Source organism: Amycolatopsis keratiniphila subsp. keratiniphila (assembly GCF_001620365.2).
In the GTDB taxonomy this organism is placed as follows: domain Bacteria; phylum Actinomycetota; class Actinomycetes; order Mycobacteriales; family Pseudonocardiaceae; genus Amycolatopsis; species Amycolatopsis keratiniphila.
Genome location: NZ_LQMT02000020.1, coordinates 144,146 through 161,083, shown reverse-complemented (window position 1 = coordinate 161,083; position 16,938 = coordinate 144,146). Strand labels below are relative to the sequence as shown.

The window sequence follows — 16,938 nt, the reverse complement described above, 5'->3', positions numbered from 1 at the left end:
GTGATTGAAGCCGGAACTCGCGTGTTTGAAGGCGTAACTCGTGTGATCAGCGGCGGAACACCGCGTGCGGTGCTCAGCGGTTGAGTAGTTCGCCGAGTGGTTTGTCGGCCAGCGAGCCCAGCACGAGGTCGGCGTGGTCGAAGTTCAGCACCGCGGTGATCGCGTTCGGCACGGCGACGCATTCGAGCCCGGCGGCCTTCGCCGCGGTGACGCCGTGCGGTGAGTCCTCGAACGCGATCGCCTCGGCCGCGGGCAGGTCCAGCGCGGCGAGCGCGGCCAGGTACAGGTCCGGGCTCGGCTTCGCCTGGTGGAGGTCGCCGGTGAGCACGGCCTCGAACGTGTCCGTCAGGCCCAGCCGCTCCAGATGTGTGGTGACCCAGTCGCCGGTCGAGCTGGACGCGATGGCCAGCCGCAGGCCCCGCTCCTTCGCGTCCGCGAGGTACTCCTCGACGCCAGGACGCGGTCCCACGGTTTCCAATAGTTCGGTGACCCTGGCGCGGACGCCGGTGCGGACCGCGACCCGGTCGAGGTTCTCGTCGTTCTTCTCCAGCAGCTCGAACATCGCGACGGCGGTGTTCTGCGTGCCGATCACGGTGTGCCAGACGTCGAGGGGGAGTTCGTCGCCGCGTGCGCGGAAGGTCTCCTGCCAGGCCACGAGGACGGCCGCCTCGGTGTCGACCAGCGTCCCGTCGAAGTCGAAGATCAATGCGCCGGTCATGGGACGAGTCTACGTCTTGACTCACTGAGTGGTACGGATTACCGTACGCATTCGTTAGGAAACTTACCAAACGAACACGTGTACTCGAAGTGAACGCCGCGCACCCGTCCCTCTCAACCCGCCGCCACGGATTCCCGGGGAGATCGATGTGAAGGCCCGAACCCGACTACTGCCACTAGGCGCGGCAGCCATCCTGTTGCCGACGCTGCTCAGCGGCAACGCGCAAGCCGCTGATGTCCTTCTGTCCCAAGGAAAACCCGTCCTCGTCTCCTCGGTGGAGTCGTCGTCCTACGGCGGCCCGCTCGCCGTCGACGGCAAGACGAGCACCCGCTGGGCGAGCGCGGAAGGCGTGGACCCGCAGTTCATCCGCATCGACCTCGGCGGCCCGTCGGCCATCAACCGGGTCAAGCTGAACTGGGAAGCCGCGTACGCCTCCGCGTATCGCCTGGAAGTCTCCAACGACGGCTCGGCGTGGACCCCGATCAAGTCCGTGACCAACGGAAACGGTGGGACCGACGACCTCACCGGGCTGTCCGGCCGCGGCCGGTACCTGCGCCTCGTCGGCACCAAACGGGCCACCAGCTACGGCTACTCCCTTTGGGAGATGCAGGTTTACGGAACGTCGGACTCCTCCGGCGACACGCAGGCGCCCACCGCGCCGACCAATCTCAAGGCCGGTTCGGTCACTTCGTCCACTGTGGACCTGACGTGGACCGGTTCGACGGACAACGTCGGCGTCAGCGGCTACGAGGTGCTGCGGAACGGCCAGGTCGTCGGCACCACGGAAAGCGCTTCCTACACCGACAGCGGGCTGAGCGCGTCGACCGCGTACACCTACACCGTCCGCGCGAAGGACGCCGCCGGCAACGTCTCGGCGGCCAGCAACCAGATCCAGGCGACCACACAGGCGGGCGGCTCGTCGTTCGTCCTCGCCGCCTCCGGTGACATCGCCGAACAGTGCACCGCCTCCTCGTCCTCGTGCGTCCACCCGAAGACCGCCGCGCTGGTCGGCCAGATGAACCCGGCCGCGGTGATCACCATGGGCGACAACCAGTACGACGACGCCCACATCGAGGACTTCACGAAGTACTTCGACAAGACCTGGGGCAAGTACAAGAGCATCATGCACCCGGTCCCCGGCAACCACGAGACCTACGACCACACTCCGCTGGGCGCCTACAAGCAGTACTTCGGCAAGATCGCGACGCCGAACGGGAAGACCTACTACAGCTGGGAAATGGGCAACTGGCACTTCGTCGCCATCGACAGCACGGAGTTCTCACCCGGCCTGGCCGCGAACGCGATCAGCGACGAGCAGCTGAACTGGATCAAGCAGGACCTGAAGAGCAACACCAAGCCCTGCGTCGCCGCGTACTACCACCACCCGCGCTACACCTCGGGTGACCACGGCGACAACGACAAGATGGCCACGCTCTGGGAGACCCTCGTCCAGAACAAGGTCGACCTGGTGCTCAACGGGCACGACCACCACTACGAGCGCTTCCACCCGCAGAACGCCGACGGTGACAAGGACCCGGCGGGTCCGGTACAGATCATCGGCGGTGGTGGCGGGGCGACCCTCTACCCGGTCAAGACCGAACACCCGGCCACCGCGAAGGCGATCTCGACCTACGGCGTGCTCAAGCTGAACATGTCGGACAACGCCTTCTCGACCCAGCTGATCGGTCTCGACGGCAAGACGATCGACTCCTCGCCCACCTACACCTGCCACTGAGTCCCGTGAGGAGGTGCCGCGTCGCGCCGCGGCACCTCCTTCCGGCGCTGGAGGTCTCCCATGTACATCGCGACCAGTAGGGGAGCGGACGCCGCGGCGGATGTCCCGAAGAGCGGCGTGAAACGGGCCGTCACCGGGAACGTCGTCGCGCTCGGCCTGGTCAGCCTCGTCACCGACATCTCGTCGGAGATGGTGACCGCGGTCCTCCCGCTCTACCTCGTCCTCGGTCTCGGCCTGAGCCCGCTGCAGTTCGGTGTGCTCGACGGCCTCTACTCCGGTGTCACCGCCGTCGTCCGGCTGGTCGGCGGCCATCTCGCGGACCGCTGGCAGAAGCTCAAGGCGGTCGCCTGCTTCGGTTACGGGATCTCGGCGCTGGGCAAGATCGGCCTGATGCTGGCGGGTTCGTCCACCGTGGCGATCGGCGCCGTGCTCGCGGCCGACCGCACCGGCAAAGGCGTCCGGACCGCTCCGCGCGACGCGCTGATCACCTTGAGCAGCGACCCCGAACACCTCGGTCGCGCGTTCGGCGTGCACCGCGCGATGGACACCTTCGGCGCGTTCCTCGGCCCGCTGGTCGCGATGGCGGTGCTCTGGCTCAGCCTCGGCAGCTACGACTCGGTGTTCTTCACGAGCTTCTGCATCGCCGCGATCGGCGTGATCATCCTGGTGGTGCTGGTCAAGGACCACCAGCCGAAGCCGCGAGCCGAACGGCCCAAGGTCTCCTTGCGGGAGACCGCGGGCCTGATCCGGCAGGCGTCGTTCCGGCGGATCTGCGTCTGGGCGGCGCTGCTGGGCCTGGTCACCCTCAGCGACTCGTTCCTCTACCTCGTGCTGCAGCGCCGCTGGGAACTCGGCGCGGTGTTCTTTCCCTTGCTGCCGCTGGGAACCGCGGGGGTGTACCTGCTGCTAGCCGTTCCGCTCGGCAGGCTTTCGGACCGGATCGGCCGCTGGAAGGTGTTCCTCGGCGGGCACGTCGCGCTGGTCGTCGCGCTGCTGGCGCTGCTCGGCCCGGTGGACGGCGGCATCCTCGCGGTGCTGGCGCTCGTGCTGCACGGTGTCTTCTACGCGGCCACCGACGGTGTCCTGATGGCCGCGGCCGGGCCGCTGCTGCCCGAACACCAGCGGGCCGGCGGGCTGGCGCTGGTGCAGACCGGGCAGGCGACCACGCGGATGCTCGCGTCCGTCCTTTTCGGACTCGCCTGGACCACCTGGGATCTGCACGCCGCGGTCTTGGTCGCCGCGGGTGCGCTGACCGTGGTGGTCGTGGCGGCCGCCGTCCTCCGTCCGTTGCGGACCTACGCATGAGGGCGCGGATCCTGGGCGTGGTGGCGGCGGTGGTCGTCCTGATCGCGGCGGCCGTCGGCTACGGCGTCCTGTCCCGGGACCGCGGGCCGGACGTCAACTCCGTCGCCGTGGTGACCGGGCAGCCGGTTTCGGTGCAGGCCAAGGGACAACTGCTGTTCCGCAACACCGCCGAAGGCCCCGACTTCGGCCATCTGGCCACCGTCCCGGCCGATCGTCCCGGTGAACCGCGGAAGGTCTCCGGCCTCAGCTGCGACCGGTTCGCCACCTCGGCGGGGACGGCGTTGTGCCTGTCCGCGCAGCCCGGGGTGCTGCCGCCGATGACCGACGTGATCGTGCTGGACAAGGACCTCAAGGAGATCCGCCGAATCGAACTGCCCGGCACCCCCAGCCGCGGCCGGGTCTCGCCGGACGGGAAGCTCGCCTACTGGACGCTGTTCGTCAACGGGGATTCCTACGCGGAGACCGGGTTTTCGACCAGGGCCGGGATCTTCAACCTGAAGACCGGGAAGCTGATGAAGAGCATCGAGGAGATGGGGCTCCTGCTCGACGGCAAGCCGTACTACTCGTCCGACGTGAACTACTGGGGGATCACCTTCGCCCCCGACGGCAAGAAGTTCTACGCGACCGTGGGGACGAAGGGGAAGACGTACCTGGTCGAGGCGGACTACGAAAAGCTCGTCGCGAGGATGATCCGGGAGAACGTCGAATGCCCGTCGCTCTCGCCGGACGCGAAGCGGATCGCGTTCAAGAAGAAGGTCTCCGCCGATCTCGCGGCGCCGTGGCGGCTGGCCGTCCTCGACCTGGCGTCCGGCAAGGAGACCTTGCTGGCCGAGACGCGGAGCGTGGACGACCAGGCGGCCTGGCTCGACGACCGGACCGTGGCGTACGGCGTGGACTCGGCGGTGTGGTCGGTGCCTGCGGACGGGAGCGGGGCGCCGCGGGAGCTGGTCTCGCAGGCTGCTTCACCTGCCGGTGTTTAGTGGGTCGAGCACCGCACTCACGTGATCGAAGCCGGAACTCGCGTGATCAGGGGCGGAACTCGCGAGTGCGGCTTCCAGTCACGCGAGTCACGTCCCTGATCACGCGAGTCCCGCCTCCGCTCACGCTGCGCCCTGCCTTCATGTACTTGGGGAAGGTGTGAAGGTCGAGTTTCCTCGGCTGAGCCGGGGGATGGGGGCCTTCACGCGCCGCCGTGGTGGTCGTTGTGGTTGCTGGTGGCGATCTTTGAAGGTAGTGAAGGCCTCCTTCACTACCTTCAGGGTAGGCAAGGAGGCCTTCACGGACCCGACGCGCGATCAGCCGCCGCCAAAGTCCAGCAGGTACTCAAGGCCCGGCCCGAAACGCCACTCACGACCCGCCCAGGCCCATCGCTTGCGCCTGCTCCCGGAAAACGTCGTAGGCGGCGGTTCCGAACAGCACGAACCGCACCAGTTCCACCGAGCAAGACCCGGCCGAGAGCGTGTTCGTCACGGTCTCGAGGGCGATTTCCGCCGCGGATTCGAGGGGCCACCGGTAGATCCCGGTCGAGATCGCGGGGAACGCCACGGAGTGCGCGCCGAGGTCGGCGGCGACGTGCAGCGAGTTGCGGTGGCACGCCGCCAGCAGCGCCGAGCGGTCTTCGGAATCGGACCACACCGGCCCGACGGTGTGCACCACCCAGCGCGCCGGAAGGCGGCCCGCCGTGGTGGCGACCGCCTCTCCGGTCTTCAGTCCCTTGCCGTAGTGCCCCGCGCGCAGGGCCCGGCATTCGGTGAGGATCTCCGGCCCGCCGCGGCGGTGGATCGCGCCGTCCACCCCGCCGCCGCCGAGCAGTGACGAGTTCGCGGCGTTGACCACGACGTCGACCTGCTGTTCGGTGATGTCGCCTTCGACCAGTTCGATCATCGTGATCGCTCCGTCAGTCGGTGAAGTACTCGATCAGTACCGGTGCCACGGCCTTCGGTTTGAGCATATGCGTCTGGCCCTCGATCGTGCGGTACTCGGCGCCGGGCACCGCCTTCGCCAGCGCGGCGACACCGTTGCGGATCCAGGCGGGGCTCTTGCCGCCGTCCATCACCAGCGTCGGCACGGAAACGCTCGCCCAGCGGCCTTCGGGCAGCGGGGTGCCGTCGTGCAGGCCGTCGAACAGGGCGGCGTCGTAGCGCAGGGTCGGCGCGACCTTCTTGAGCTTCGGCCACGCGGGCATGAACTGCATCATGAAGACGACCGGCGCCGGGACGCGGACACCTTCCCGCATGAAGGTCTTGATCGCGGTGCCGGGACGCCCGTCGGCGATGGCCTTCTCCAGCCGCTCGTCGTAGTCGGCCGGGACCGGCGGGCGGGTGTCGTCGACGACCAGCGGGAATTCGTAGACCGCCAGTTTCGTGATCGGCAGCCCGGCTTTCGCGGCTTCGAGGGCGAGCGCGGCGCCGGACGAGATCCCGTAGACGTGGGCCGTCCCACCCGCTTCCTTGATCAGTGCCGCGATGTCCTCGACTTCGCGGGCGACGGAGAACGGCGCGGTGTCCCCGCTCTCGCCGCGACCGCGGCGGTCGTAGGTGTAGACGGTGAAGTGCGCGGCCAGTTCGGCGGCCAGCGGCTTGGCCGGGCCGAACTCGCGATGGCACATCGCGCCGTCGACCAGGATGACGGCGGGGCCGGAGCCGGTGCGGGTGTAGGCGATGGTGGTGCCGTCTTGCGAGGTCACGGTGCTCATGGCGGGAATTCTCCTGTAGTCGTTCAGCGGGTGGTGCGGAGGATGACGGCGGTGACCCAGCCCCAGGCCAGCATCACGGCGGCCCAGAAGGCGAGCATCACGACGGCGTTCGCGTTGCCGGAGCTCATCGTGGCGAAGGCGGCGAAGAACGCGATGCCGGTGGCGCGGGAGTAGACGGCCCAGCCGCGGTGGCCCTCACGGGAGAAGCGGCTGGCGAACACGAAGGTCGCGACGATCAGCGAGAGGAAACCGACCGAGCCGGCGGCCATGTGCAGGACGCCCGCGGTGCTGATGGTGGCCGGACCGGAACCGGCCGGGAAGCCGTTGCCGGGGTCGGCCTTGAAGACCGCGGCGAAGAGCAGGCTGACGCCGAAGACGCACAGCAGCCGCGGCCCCCACGTGCTGCCTCTGCCCGGTTCGAGCGTCCGGCTCAGCCCGATCGCTCCCGCGATCATCAGGACGCCGGTGACCAGGAAGTTCGTCACCTGGATCCACCCGGCGTCGCCGTTGCTCAGCATGCTCGCCGGGTGCTTCGTCAGGTCGAAGCCGTCGCGCACGGCGGCCTGGCTGAGTGAGGTCAGGAAGTACAGCGGGCCCGATACGGCGCCGCAGGCGAGCAGGGCGCGGGCCGGGAGCGCGATGTGGGCGCGGGTGGCGGTGATGGTCATCGGTTTCTGCCTTTCGGGGCGGCGGGTGCGTTGGCACAACTCTCGCTCCGAAAGCCTCGATTGTCAAGACAAAAAAATTTGTCGGTGGCGCCGATGGGACACCGTGAGGTGTCGCATCGGGGTGACTACTTGCCGTTTCGCAAGGTCAGGAGGGTGATCTCGCTCGGCGCGAAGACGCGCAGCGGCGGCCCCCAGAAGCCGGTGCCGCGGCTCGTGTAGAGCTGCGTGCGCTCGCCGTGGCGCGAAAGGCCGGCCAGTACTGGCTGGTCGAGCCGGACCAGGAGGTGGAACGGCCAGATCTGGCCGCCGTGCGTATGCCCGGAGATCTGGAGGTCGATACCGGCCTCCGCGGCCTGCTTGACCTGCTTCGGCTGGTGGGCGAGCAGGACCACCGGCGTGCTCGCGGCGACGCCGTCGAGCGCGGCGGGGAGGTCGGGGCCGTGGCCGGGCAGGCCGGAGGCGGCGCCGGTCGGGTCGTCGATCCCGGCGAAGACCAGCGTGTCGCCGCCTTGGCTGACCGGCAGATGCCGGTTGTGCAGCGGCTCCCAGCCGAGGTCGCGCATGTGGTCGAGCCAGGCCTGTGCCTCGCCGAAGTACTCGTGGTTGCCGGTGATGTAGAACTTGCCGAGCTTCGCCCGCACCTTCCCGAGCGGTGCGACCTGCTCCCGCCGCTTGGCGACGGTGCCGTCGGCGAGGTCGCCCGCGTGGGCGACGACGTCGGCGTCGAGTTCGTTCACCACTTCGACGACCTTCCCCGACCACTTCGTCCGGTTCAGCGGACCGAAATGGGTGTCGGTGATGATCGCGAAGCGGAGACCGTCGAGTCCCGCGCCGAGGCGGGGGAGCACGACGTCGAGTTCCTTGAGCCTCGGCACACGCCGGGCTTCGACCATCCCGTACGCCGCCAGCGCCGCGAAGGCCACCACGACGACGCCGGACACGATGCCCGCCGCACTGTCCACTCCGGACACGGCGAGCCCGAGCCGCAGCACGTTTCCGAGTACGGACAACGAGAACAGCAGCCAGATCAGCCCGAGGGAGAGGTCGCCGATCTTCGCCGCGAGGTCGCGCTGCCACGGCCCGTGACCGAGGACCATGCACGCGGGCACGGCGAGTACCGCGACGGCGAACACGATCGTTCCGAGGACTTCGAGCGCGGCCGGGAGTTCGGGGGAGCCGACGATCGTCCACCACGGCACACCGAACAGGAGGGCAAGGACGGCGATCAGCGCGGCGACGCGGACAAGGATGCGGGGCATGATGTCGGCCAGAGTAACAGCCCATTGGTCTCTACCGCCGTCTTCGCTGAGGGGCGTCTCAGGTACGTAGGCGGACGTACGCGAGATGTCGCCTCACGGCCGACGCTTTCCGCGTCGCCGCGAAAGACACTCGACGGCATGATTCGGACGATCGAACGCGTCGCCTACGCGACCGGGGCGCTCCTGTTCCTCAGCGGTCTCGTGCACGCGGTCGTGCTGGTCGCGTCCGGCGGCTCGTGGACCGGGCCGCTGTCGATGCGGAAGGCGGTCACGTTCGGCTTGTCGTTCGGGCTGACGCTGGTCACCGTCGCCTGGGCGACGTCGTACGTCGCGGTGCGGCCACGCGTGCGGAACGTGCTGCTCGGCGTCTTCACGGCGGCGAGTGTCGTGGAGACGGCGCTGGTGAGCATGCAGGCCTGGCGTGGGGTGCCGTCGCATTTCAACTTCGAGACCGGCTTCGACAACGCCGTGTCGACGACGCTCGCGGCGGGCGGTGGCGTGATCATCCTGACGGCGGTGACGTTCACGGCCGCGGCGATGCGCGGCGAAGGGGAGACGACGGCGAGCATGCGGCTCGCGGTGCGGTTCGGGCTCGTCGCGCTGCTGGTGGCGCTGGGCGCGGGCGCGGCGATGATCGCGAGCGGCGTCGTCGAGGCGCGGGGCGGGAACCCGCAGCTCGCGTACACCACCGCCGGCGCGCTGAAGCCGCTTCACGCGGTGGCGATGCACGCGATCCTCATCGTGCCGGGGCTCGCCTGGCTGCTGCGGTTCGCGGACTGGACGGAACGGCGGCGCGTGCGGCTGGTGTGGACGGCGATCGGTGCCTACTCGGTGCTGACCGCGGTGGTGGGGGTGGAGTCGGTGACCGGGGTTTCGCCGCTGGCGGCCTCGCCGGTGGAGATGGTGACTTCGGGGCTGGCCTTGGTGGTGCTGGGGCTTATCGGTGCAGCCGCTTTCCGTGAAGCGATTCGACGTCGGTCCCGCGTGCGATGACGTGGCGGGGTGATTGGACGGACGACACGGGTGATCAGGCGGACGACACACGTGATTGGACGGACGACACGAGCGTGGCCGCGAGTCGGCCGCTCAGTCACGTGTGTCGTCCATCCAGTCACGCGAAACCGCCACTCGCGCACGACCCTCTGCACCGGCCGCTTTCCGCCTCCGACGAGGTTGCGAAAGCCACTTTCGCAACCTTCAACGTTGCGAAAGTGGCTTTCGCAACACGCCAACCTCGCCAGAGGCGATCACACGCGCTAGCGGCCGACGTAGGTGCGAAGGTGCCGCGCGGTGAGCGTGTCACCCGAAGCGACCAGATCGGCCGGAGTCCCCGTGAACACCACCTGACCCCCGTCCGAACCCGCGCCCGGCCCGAGATCGACGATCCAGTCCGCGTGCGCCATCACCGCCTGGTGGTGCTCGATGACCACCACCGTGTTCCCGTCGTCGACGAGCCGGTCGAGCAGGCCCAGCAGCTGGTCGACGTCGGCGAGGTGCAGGCCGGTGGTCGGCTCGTCGAGGACGTAGGTCGCCGACTTCTCCGCCATCCGGATGGCGAGTTTGATCCGTTGCCGCTCCCCGCCGGACAGCGTCGTGAGCGGCTGCCCGAGCCCGAGGTAGCCGAGGCCGACGTCGGAAAGCCGGTCCAGGATCGTCCGCGCCTGCCCCGACGGGAAGAACTCGCGCGCCTCGGCGACGGGCATGGCGAGCACCTCGCTGATGTCCTTGCCCCGCAGCTTGTAGGTCAGGACCTCGGCGGTGAACCGCTTACCCTCGCATTCCTCGCAGACCGTCGCCACCCCGGCCATCATCGCCAGGTCGGTGTAGATCAGCCCGATGCCCTTGCACTTCGGGCACGCGCCTTCGGAGTTCGCGCTGAACAGGGCCGCCTTGACGCCGTTGGCCTTGGCGAACGCGGTGCGGATCGGGTCGAGCAGGCCGGTGTAGGTCGCCGGATTGCTCCGCCGCGAGCCGCGGATGGCCGACTGGTCGAGCACCACCACATCGTCCCTCGTGGACAGTGAGCCGTGGATGAGCGAGCTCTTCCCCGAACCGGCGACCCCGGTGACCACGGTCAGCACGCCCAGCGGGATGTCGACGTCGACGCCGCGCAGGTTGTGCCGGGTCGCGTTGCGGATCTCGATCTGCCCGCGGGCCGTGCGGACGTCGGTGCGCAGCCGCGCCCGGTGGTCGAGGTGCCGTCCGGTGAGCGTGCCGGACGCCCGCAGGCCGGCGACGTCGCCGGTGTAGCAGATCCGCCCGCCGTTCGGTCCCGCGCCGGGCCCGAGGTCGACGACGTGGTCGGCGATCTCGATCGTCTCCGGTTTGTGTTCGACGACGAGCACCGTGTTCCCCTTGTCCTTCAACAGCAGCAGGAGACCGTTCATCCGCTGGATGTCGTGCGGGTGCAGCCCGACGGTCGGTTCGTCGAACACGTAGGTGACGTCGGTGAGGCTGGAACCCAGGTGCCGCACCATCTTCACGCGCTGTGCCTCGCCGCCCGAGAGCGTCCCGGACTCACGGTCGAGGCTCAGGTAGCCGAGCCCGATCTCCACGAGCGAGTCGAGGGTGCCGCGCAGGGTCTGCATCAGCGGCCCGACCGACGGATCGTCGATCTTGCGGAGGAAGTCGGCGAGATCGTTGATCTGCATCGACGAGCAGTCGGCGATGTTCAGCCCCTCGATCTTCGAGGACAACGCCGCCTGGTTGAGCCGCGCGCCGTCGCACGCCGGGCATCGCCGGAAGGTGATCGCCCGGTCCACGAAGGCCCGGATGTGCGGCTGCGTCGCTTCCTTGTCCTTCGACAGGAAGAGCCGCTGCACCTTCACCAGCAGGCCCTCGTAGGTGGTGTTCATCCCGCCGAGCTTCATCTTGGTGGCGGGTTTGTGCATGAAGTCTTCCCACTGCCGCGGGGTGTAGTCCTTCAGCTTGACCGCCGGATCGACGAAACCGGACTCCGCCAGTCCCTTCCAGTACCAGCTGCCCGGCGCGAAGTTCGGGACGGTGATCGCCCCTTCGTCGAGCGAGAGCTCTTTGTCGACGAGCTGGTCGATGTCGATGCTGGAGACCTTCCCCAGCCCCTCGCAGTCGGGGCACATCCCCTCGGGAAGGTTGAAGCTGAACGCGCCCGACGTCCCGATATGCGGCGTTCCCAGCCTGCTGAAGACGATCCGCAGCATGGTGTGCGCGTCGGTCGCGGTGCCGACCGTGGAGCGGGAGTTGGCCCCCATCCGCTCCTGGTCGACGACGATCGCGGCGCTCAGGTTCCGCAGCGCGTCCACGTCCGGCCGCCCGACGGGGGCCATGAAGGACTGGATGAACGCGGTGTAGGTCTCGTTGATCAGCCGCTGCGACTCGGCGGCGATGGTGCCGAACACCAAGGACGACTTCCCCGACCCCGAGACACCGGTGAAGACGGTGAGGCGGCGTTTGGGGATGTCGACCGAGACGTCGGCGAGGTTGTTCTCTCTGGCTCCGCGCACCTGGATCATGTCGTGGCTGTCGGCGGCCGAAGGCATGGCTCTCCCCTGGTTGGAACTCTTTAGCCTGTAAAGTGAGGGTAGCAGAGGTTAGTTTATGCTGTAAGGAGTTGGCAAGTGGTCGTCTACGCGGCGCAAGGAGACCCCCGGCGGTCGATGGCCCTGCTGTGGCGGACCGAGCCCCTGGACGCCGAGCGGCCCGGCCCCAAACCGGGGCTTTCGGTGGATCTGATCGTCGAGACCGCCATCACCATCGCGGACGCCGAAGGCATGGCGGGCCTCTCGATGCGTGCGGTCGGGGACAGGCTCGGCCGCACGGCCATGGCGCTCTACACCTATGTCCCGAGCAAGAGCGAACTGGTCGACCTCATGTACGACAAGGCGCTCGCCGAGCTTCCGGCCACTTACGACGGAGACGGGTGGCGTGCGGAAGCGGCTCGCTGGGCAGAGGATCTCTGGGACTTCTACCTCCGGCACCCCTGGGTCCTGCAGGTCTCGCAAGCGCGGCCGGTGCTCGGGCCGAACGAATACGTCGTGCTGGAGGCGCTGGTGAGGATCCTGCGCCGGACCGGATTGCGCCCGGCGGCGTTGCGGCGGCTGGTCAGCGCGCTGTATTCGTGCGTGCGCGAGCCCGCCAGGACGGCTTCGGAGGCCAGGCTGGCCGAAAAGGTGACAGGGCAGTCGGACGACGAGTGGTGGTACGCGAGGTCCGCGCATCTGAAGGAGGTCTCGCCCGACTTCGCCGAGCGCTTCCCGACGCTGACCTGGATGGAGGCCGAGCTGGCGTTCCGGATGGAGGACGAGACGGTGTCCTATCTGGAGCAGGAGGCGAGGGAGGCCTTCGAGTTCTCGCTGTCCGTCTTGCTGGACGGAATCGAAGTCGCGACCAAAGCGGAGTAGCCTTCTCCGCATGCCCTCCGATTTCGCCTTGAAGACCATGAACGCCGTCCACCGCGTCATCCAGAAGGTCAGCGGCGGCCGCGCCGGCTGGCAGGTCGCCGGGATGACCGTGCTGGAACTGACCACCATCGGCCGCAAATCCGGCCAGCCGCGCACCGTTCTGCTGACCTCGCCGCTGCGCGAGGGCGACGCGTACGTCATCGTCGCCTCCCGCGGCGGCGACGACCAGCACCCGGCGTGGTTCCTCAACCTCCGCGACAACCCCGAGGTCCAGGTCACGCTGAAGGGTGAGGCCGCGCAGCCGATGGTGGCGAGCGTCGCCGACGCCGATCTGCGTGCCCGCCTGTGGCCCAAGATCACCGCGGATTTCAAGAACTACGCGCAGTACCAGACCAAGACCGAGCGGGAGATCCCCGTCGTCCTGCTCTCGCCCAAGGCGTAGGCGCGTTTTCGGTCCGGTGGGTCGTGAGTNNTCTAACCCGAATCGCCACTCACGACCCACCGGACCGGCATCCCCCGCACGGGCCGGGTCCATCGGCCCTACCGGCGAGTCGGTAAGCCGGGGACCGTGGACCTCGACGCAGTGGACTACGAGAACGCGGGGATGCCGATGTCCGACTCCTTGGGTCTCGAGACGCTCGACCGCGAGCAGTGCCTGGCGTTGCTCGCGCGTGCCGGGCTCGGCCGGGTGGTGTTCACCTCCCGGGCCATGCCCGCCATCCAGCCGGCGCGGTTCGCGCTGCACCACGGCGCGATCGTGGTGCGGACGCCGTCGCAGAGCGCGTTGTTCGCCGGAGTGCTCGACAGTGTGGTGGCGTTCTCGGTCGACGAGTTCGCCAAGGACCTCGGGGCAGGCTGGTTCGTCACCGTCGTCGGCCGTGCCTCCGAGGTGCGCGATCCCCTGGTGATCGCCGAACTCGAGACGTTGCCGCTGGGCTGCTGGACCGGCCGGAAGGACTCCCGGTATCTCAGGATCCCCATCGAGTCGGTAACAGGTCGAAGGATCCTCGGCGCTTGCAGTAACGAAGCACTGTCCGTGATCGACGCACCAGATGAGCGATCCGGGCGCGTTTGTCATTCCTGACCCCACTGCCCGGGGAGTTACTCCAGGACGGTGACGGCGGTGCGGCGGGTGAGTGCGGCGAGTGACGCCAAGGCGCCGAGGATTCTGGACGCGGTGGCGGGGATCGCCCACGATCTCAGCCTGTCCGACGTCCTGCGGCGGATGGTCGAATCCGCCTGTGAGCTGACCGGTGCCCCGTTCGGCGCGCTCAGCGTGCTCGATTCGGACGAGTTCATCCGCTTCGGTGATGCCTGGGAGCGGCCGCCGTCCGACGACGAGGCCCGCGCGGTGCCCATCCGGATGCGCGGCCGCATCTTCGGGATGCTGTACCTGGCCCGCAAACCGGACGGCGAGGAGTTCACCGAATCCGAGGACGACCTGCTCGTCGCGCTCACCGCGGCGGCCGGTGTGGTGATCGAGAACGCCGCGCTGTTCGACCAGGTGCAGCGGCGCGAGCGCTGGCTCGAAGCGTCCTACCACGTCACCGGGGCGCTCCTGGCCGACCAGGATCTGACCGCGACCCTCCGCCTGATCGCCGAACGCGCCCGTGTCGTCGCCGGTGGTACCGCGGGCGCGGTGGCCCGGCCGCGCGGCGACGGGCAACTGGTCTTCGAGATCGTCGAACCGCCGGGCCCGGACTCGGACCGGCTCGCCGGGATCGTCGTGCCGACCGAGGGCACCGCGACCGGGATGGCGTTCACCACCGGAAAGCCCGTCGTGGTCCGGGATTACGGCGAGAAGGTGGTCGAGTACCAAGGCGGTCGTGGCGCCGTGATGCCCGCGGCGGTCAAGGACCTCGACTCGACGGTCGCCGTCCCGCTGATCGTCGGCGAGGAGAAGCTCGGTGTGCTGCTGGTGGCGAAGTTCCGCGACCGGACCCCGTTCTCCGCCTACGACGTCCAGCTGGCCGAGACCTTCGCCGCGCACGCCGCGCTCGCGGTCGAATTCGCCCGCGCGCAACAGGACAGGCAGCGGCTCGCCGTCTTCGAAGACCGCGACCGCATCGCCCGCGACCTGCACGACCTGGTGATCCAGCGGCTGTTCGCGATCGGGCTCGGGCTGGAGGGGCTCAGCAGGCTCGCCGGCGAGCCCGCCGTCGCCGACCGGGTGACCGGTTTCGCGCACGAGATCGACCGCACCATCCGCGAGATCCGCAACAGCATCTTCTCCCTGCAGGAACCGGCGGAGGCGCAGGGCAGTCTGCGGTCGGAGCTGCTGCGGGTCGCGCTGGACGCGGGCTGCGCGTCCGAACCCCGGGTCGGGTTCGACGGGCCGCTCGACTCGACCGTGCCGGACACGGTCCGCTCGGATCTCATCGCGACACTGCGCGAAGCACTGTCCAATGTGGTCAGACATGCCGCGGCGACGACGGTCTCGGTCGACGTCGCGGTCGACCGCGACGGGCGGTGGCTCGAACTCTCGGTGGTGGACGACGGCGTTGGCATGCCCGCCGAACCCGGCCATCGCAGCGGGGTGGCGAACCTCGCCGAACGCGCGGCCCGCTGGAACGGGACGTTCCGGGTCGAAGCGCGCCCCGAAGGCGGCACGAGGCTCGACTGGTCGGTGGAACTGCCGGCCCGACAGGGGAGTGTGGGATGACGATTTCGGTGTTCCTCCTTGACGATCACGAACTCGTGCGCACCGGGCTCAAGACCGTCTTCGAGGCCGAGGACGATTTCACCGTGGTCGGCGAAGCGTCCACGGCCGCCGAGGCGTACGTGCGGATCCCCGCGGTCAAACCGCAGGTCGCGGTGCTCGACGTCCGGCTGCCGGACGGTGAGGGAGTGAGCGTCTGCCGGGAGATCCGGGCGTCCATCGACCCGCCGCCCGCCTGCCTGATGCTGACGTCCTATTCGGACGACGACGCGTTGTTCGGCGCGATCATGGCGGGCGCGGCGGGCTACATGCTCAAACAGGTCTCCGGCGGCGCGCTCGTCAAGGCCGTCCGCACGGTCGCCGCGGGCGGATCGCTCCTGGACAGCACGCTGACGGCGTCGGTGATGAACCGGCTGCGCGGCGAGACCGACCTCCCGGACCCGCGGTACGAACAGCTGAGCCCGCAGGAGCGGCGGGTGCTCGACCACATCGCCGACGGGCTGACGAACCGGCAGATCGCGGAAAAGCTGTACCTGGCGGAGAAGACCGTCAAGAACTACGTGTCGTCCCTGCTGCACAAGCTCGGTTTCGAACGGCGCACCGCCGCCGCCGTCTACGCCACCCAGCGCCGCAAGTCCACTTCCTAGAAGAAGGTGAACCCGCCGGCGAAACCGGGATCCTCGCGCAGCACGCGGCGCAGTTCGTTGAGGGCCCGGTGCTGGGTGACGCGGACCGCGCCCGCGCTCGCCATGCCCAGCGCGACGGCGGTCTCCTCGGCGCTGTAGCCGTGGATCACGCGCAGCACCAGCACGTCGCGCTGCTTCGCCGAGAGGACCTCGAACAGCCGGGACAGCCGTCGGCGGCGATCGGCCTTCTCGACCTCTTCGAACGTCGGGTTCCACGGTCCGTCCTGGTCGGGCTCCGGATCGGGCACCGGCGCGGACGGATCGCGCGCGAGGTTGCGGCGGACGTCGGCGACCTTGTGCGAGGCGATCCCGAAGACGTACGGCAGGAAGCTGTTGTCCTGGTAGCTGTAGCGCGGCAAGGCGACGAGGACGGCCATCAGGACCTCCTGCGCGCAGTCCTCCGCGTTGGAGACGCCGCGTACCGTCCCGCCCAGCCTGCCGGCGCAGTACCGGAACACGATCGGCCGGAGGAGGGCCAGCAGGCTCTCGACGGCGCGCCGGTCACCGCCGATCGCCGCGCGGATCAGTTCGCCGTCCGGTTCCCCCGGCCGGGGTACGTAGGTGGGGCGCACGGCTTCGGACACGGTCATCACGCCGGATCGCCCGTTCTCGGCACGGTCCTGTGCGTTCCCATCATCCCCACCTCCCGAAAGCCCCCAGCCCTCTTTGGCCGTTCCGACGTTACGGAGCGCGGCCGCGCGTCACACCGGTATAGGAGCCCGGAGTAGTCGGGTCTTTGGACCCTGGTGGGCCCGGGGTATGGACTTTCGCCAGATTGGTCTAGACAATTAGCCCAGCGCGGCGGCAGGCCGCCCTTTCACGGAGGAATCGCGA

General features: G+C 68.8%; 16 protein-coding genes. 9 read left to right on the top strand and 7 right to left on the bottom strand.

All coding sequences use genetic code 11. The features are described from left to right. Positions 1-73 precede the first annotated feature (73 nt). On the bottom strand, positions 74-718 hold the full coding sequence (locus AVR91_RS20930) for an HAD-IA family hydrolase (protein WP_063273438.1): 645 nt from the start codon (positions 716-718) through the stop codon (positions 74-76). A gap of 148 nt (positions 719-866) precedes the next feature. On the opposite strand from AVR91_RS20930, the gene AVR91_RS20925 reads away from it, so the two are divergent. From AVR91_RS20925 to AVR91_RS20915, 3 genes are read left to right on the top strand one after another with little or no spacing between them, the layout of a single operon-like run. Beyond that, complete coding sequence (locus AVR91_RS20925; RefSeq protein WP_170064560.1) at positions 867-2,453, top strand: discoidin domain-containing protein; 1,587 nt, start codon at positions 867-869, stop codon at positions 2,451-2,453. Positions 2,454-2,513: 60 nt separating this feature from the next. Further along, complete coding sequence (locus AVR91_RS20920) at positions 2,514-3,758, top strand: MFS transporter (RefSeq protein WP_063273439.1); 1,245 nt, start codon at positions 2,514-2,516, stop codon at positions 3,756-3,758. Then, positions 3,755-4,738, top strand: a complete 984-nt coding sequence (locus tag AVR91_RS20915) for a PD40 domain-containing protein (RefSeq protein ID WP_063273440.1) — start codon at positions 3,755-3,757, stop codon at positions 4,736-4,738. The genes AVR91_RS20920 and AVR91_RS20915 overlap by 4 nt, the downstream gene beginning before the upstream one ends. Positions 4,739-5,105: 367 nt before the next feature. On the opposite strand, the gene AVR91_RS20910 is transcribed toward AVR91_RS20915, so the two are convergent. From AVR91_RS20910 to AVR91_RS20895, 4 genes are all read right to left on the bottom strand, one after another. After that, complete coding sequence (locus AVR91_RS20910) at positions 5,106-5,642, bottom strand: O-acetyl-ADP-ribose deacetylase (protein ID WP_172843575.1); 537 nt, start codon at positions 5,640-5,642, stop codon at positions 5,106-5,108. A gap of 13 nt (positions 5,643-5,655) precedes the next feature. Next, positions 5,656-6,453, bottom strand: coding sequence for an alpha/beta fold hydrolase (locus tag AVR91_RS20905; RefSeq protein ID WP_063273442.1), 798 nt, complete (start codon positions 6,451-6,453; stop codon positions 5,656-5,658). A 23-nt stretch (positions 6,454-6,476) separates the two neighbouring features. Continuing rightward, complete coding sequence (locus AVR91_RS20900; RefSeq protein ID WP_063273443.1) at positions 6,477-7,121, bottom strand: DUF998 domain-containing protein; 645 nt, start codon at positions 7,119-7,121, stop codon at positions 6,477-6,479. A gap of 125 nt (positions 7,122-7,246) precedes the next feature. Continuing rightward, positions 7,247-8,380, bottom strand: coding sequence for a metallophosphoesterase (locus AVR91_RS20895; RefSeq protein WP_063273444.1), 1,134 nt, complete (start codon positions 8,378-8,380; stop codon positions 7,247-7,249). A gap of 138 nt (positions 8,381-8,518) precedes the next feature. On the opposite strand from AVR91_RS20895, the gene AVR91_RS20890 reads away from it, so the two are divergent. Continuing rightward, complete coding sequence (locus tag AVR91_RS20890) at positions 8,519-9,373, top strand: hypothetical protein (protein WP_063273445.1); 855 nt, start codon at positions 8,519-8,521, stop codon at positions 9,371-9,373. A 263-nt stretch (positions 9,374-9,636) separates the two neighbouring features. Here AVR91_RS20890 and AVR91_RS20885 read toward each other — a convergent pair whose 3' ends face one another. After that, positions 9,637-11,898, bottom strand: a complete 2,262-nt coding sequence (locus AVR91_RS20885) for an ATP-binding cassette domain-containing protein (RefSeq protein ID WP_063273446.1) — start codon at positions 11,896-11,898, stop codon at positions 9,637-9,639. Between the two features lie 78 nt (positions 11,899-11,976). Between AVR91_RS20885 and AVR91_RS20880 the strand changes: the two genes are divergently transcribed. From AVR91_RS20880 to AVR91_RS20860, 5 genes are all read left to right on the top strand, one after another. Continuing rightward, complete coding sequence (locus AVR91_RS20880; protein ID WP_063273447.1) at positions 11,977-12,759, top strand: TetR/AcrR family transcriptional regulator C-terminal domain-containing protein; 783 nt, start codon at positions 11,977-11,979, stop codon at positions 12,757-12,759. Between the two features lie 10 nt (positions 12,760-12,769). Beyond that, a complete protein-coding gene (locus tag AVR91_RS20875; protein WP_063273448.1) occupies positions 12,770-13,201 on the top strand; it encodes a nitroreductase family deazaflavin-dependent oxidoreductase in 432 nt (143 codons plus the stop codon). Positions 13,202-13,363: 162 nt separating this feature from the next. Next, positions 13,364-13,843: a pyridoxamine 5'-phosphate oxidase family protein gene (locus AVR91_RS20870; protein ID WP_063273727.1), complete on the top strand. Its 480-nt coding sequence runs from the start codon at positions 13,364-13,366 to the stop codon at positions 13,841-13,843. Positions 13,844-13,873: 30 nt separating this feature from the next. Further along, positions 13,874-15,421, top strand: a complete 1,548-nt coding sequence (locus AVR91_RS20865; RefSeq protein ID WP_063273726.1) for a sensor histidine kinase — start codon at positions 13,874-13,876, stop codon at positions 15,419-15,421. Beyond that, the gene (locus tag AVR91_RS20860; protein WP_016336721.1) at positions 15,418-16,065 is read left to right on the top strand and encodes a response regulator; all 648 of its coding nucleotides are present in this window, start codon (positions 15,418-15,420) and stop codon (positions 16,063-16,065) included. The genes AVR91_RS20865 and AVR91_RS20860 overlap by 4 nt, the downstream gene beginning before the upstream one ends. Here the strand turns inward: AVR91_RS20860 and AVR91_RS20855 are convergent. Next, positions 16,062-16,694 (bottom strand): sigma-70 family RNA polymerase sigma factor, encoded by a 633-nt coding sequence (locus AVR91_RS20855; protein ID WP_063273725.1) that lies wholly within the window; start codon positions 16,692-16,694, stop codon positions 16,062-16,064. The genes AVR91_RS20860 and AVR91_RS20855 overlap by 4 nt on opposite strands. Positions 16,695-16,938: the final 244 nt, after the last annotated feature.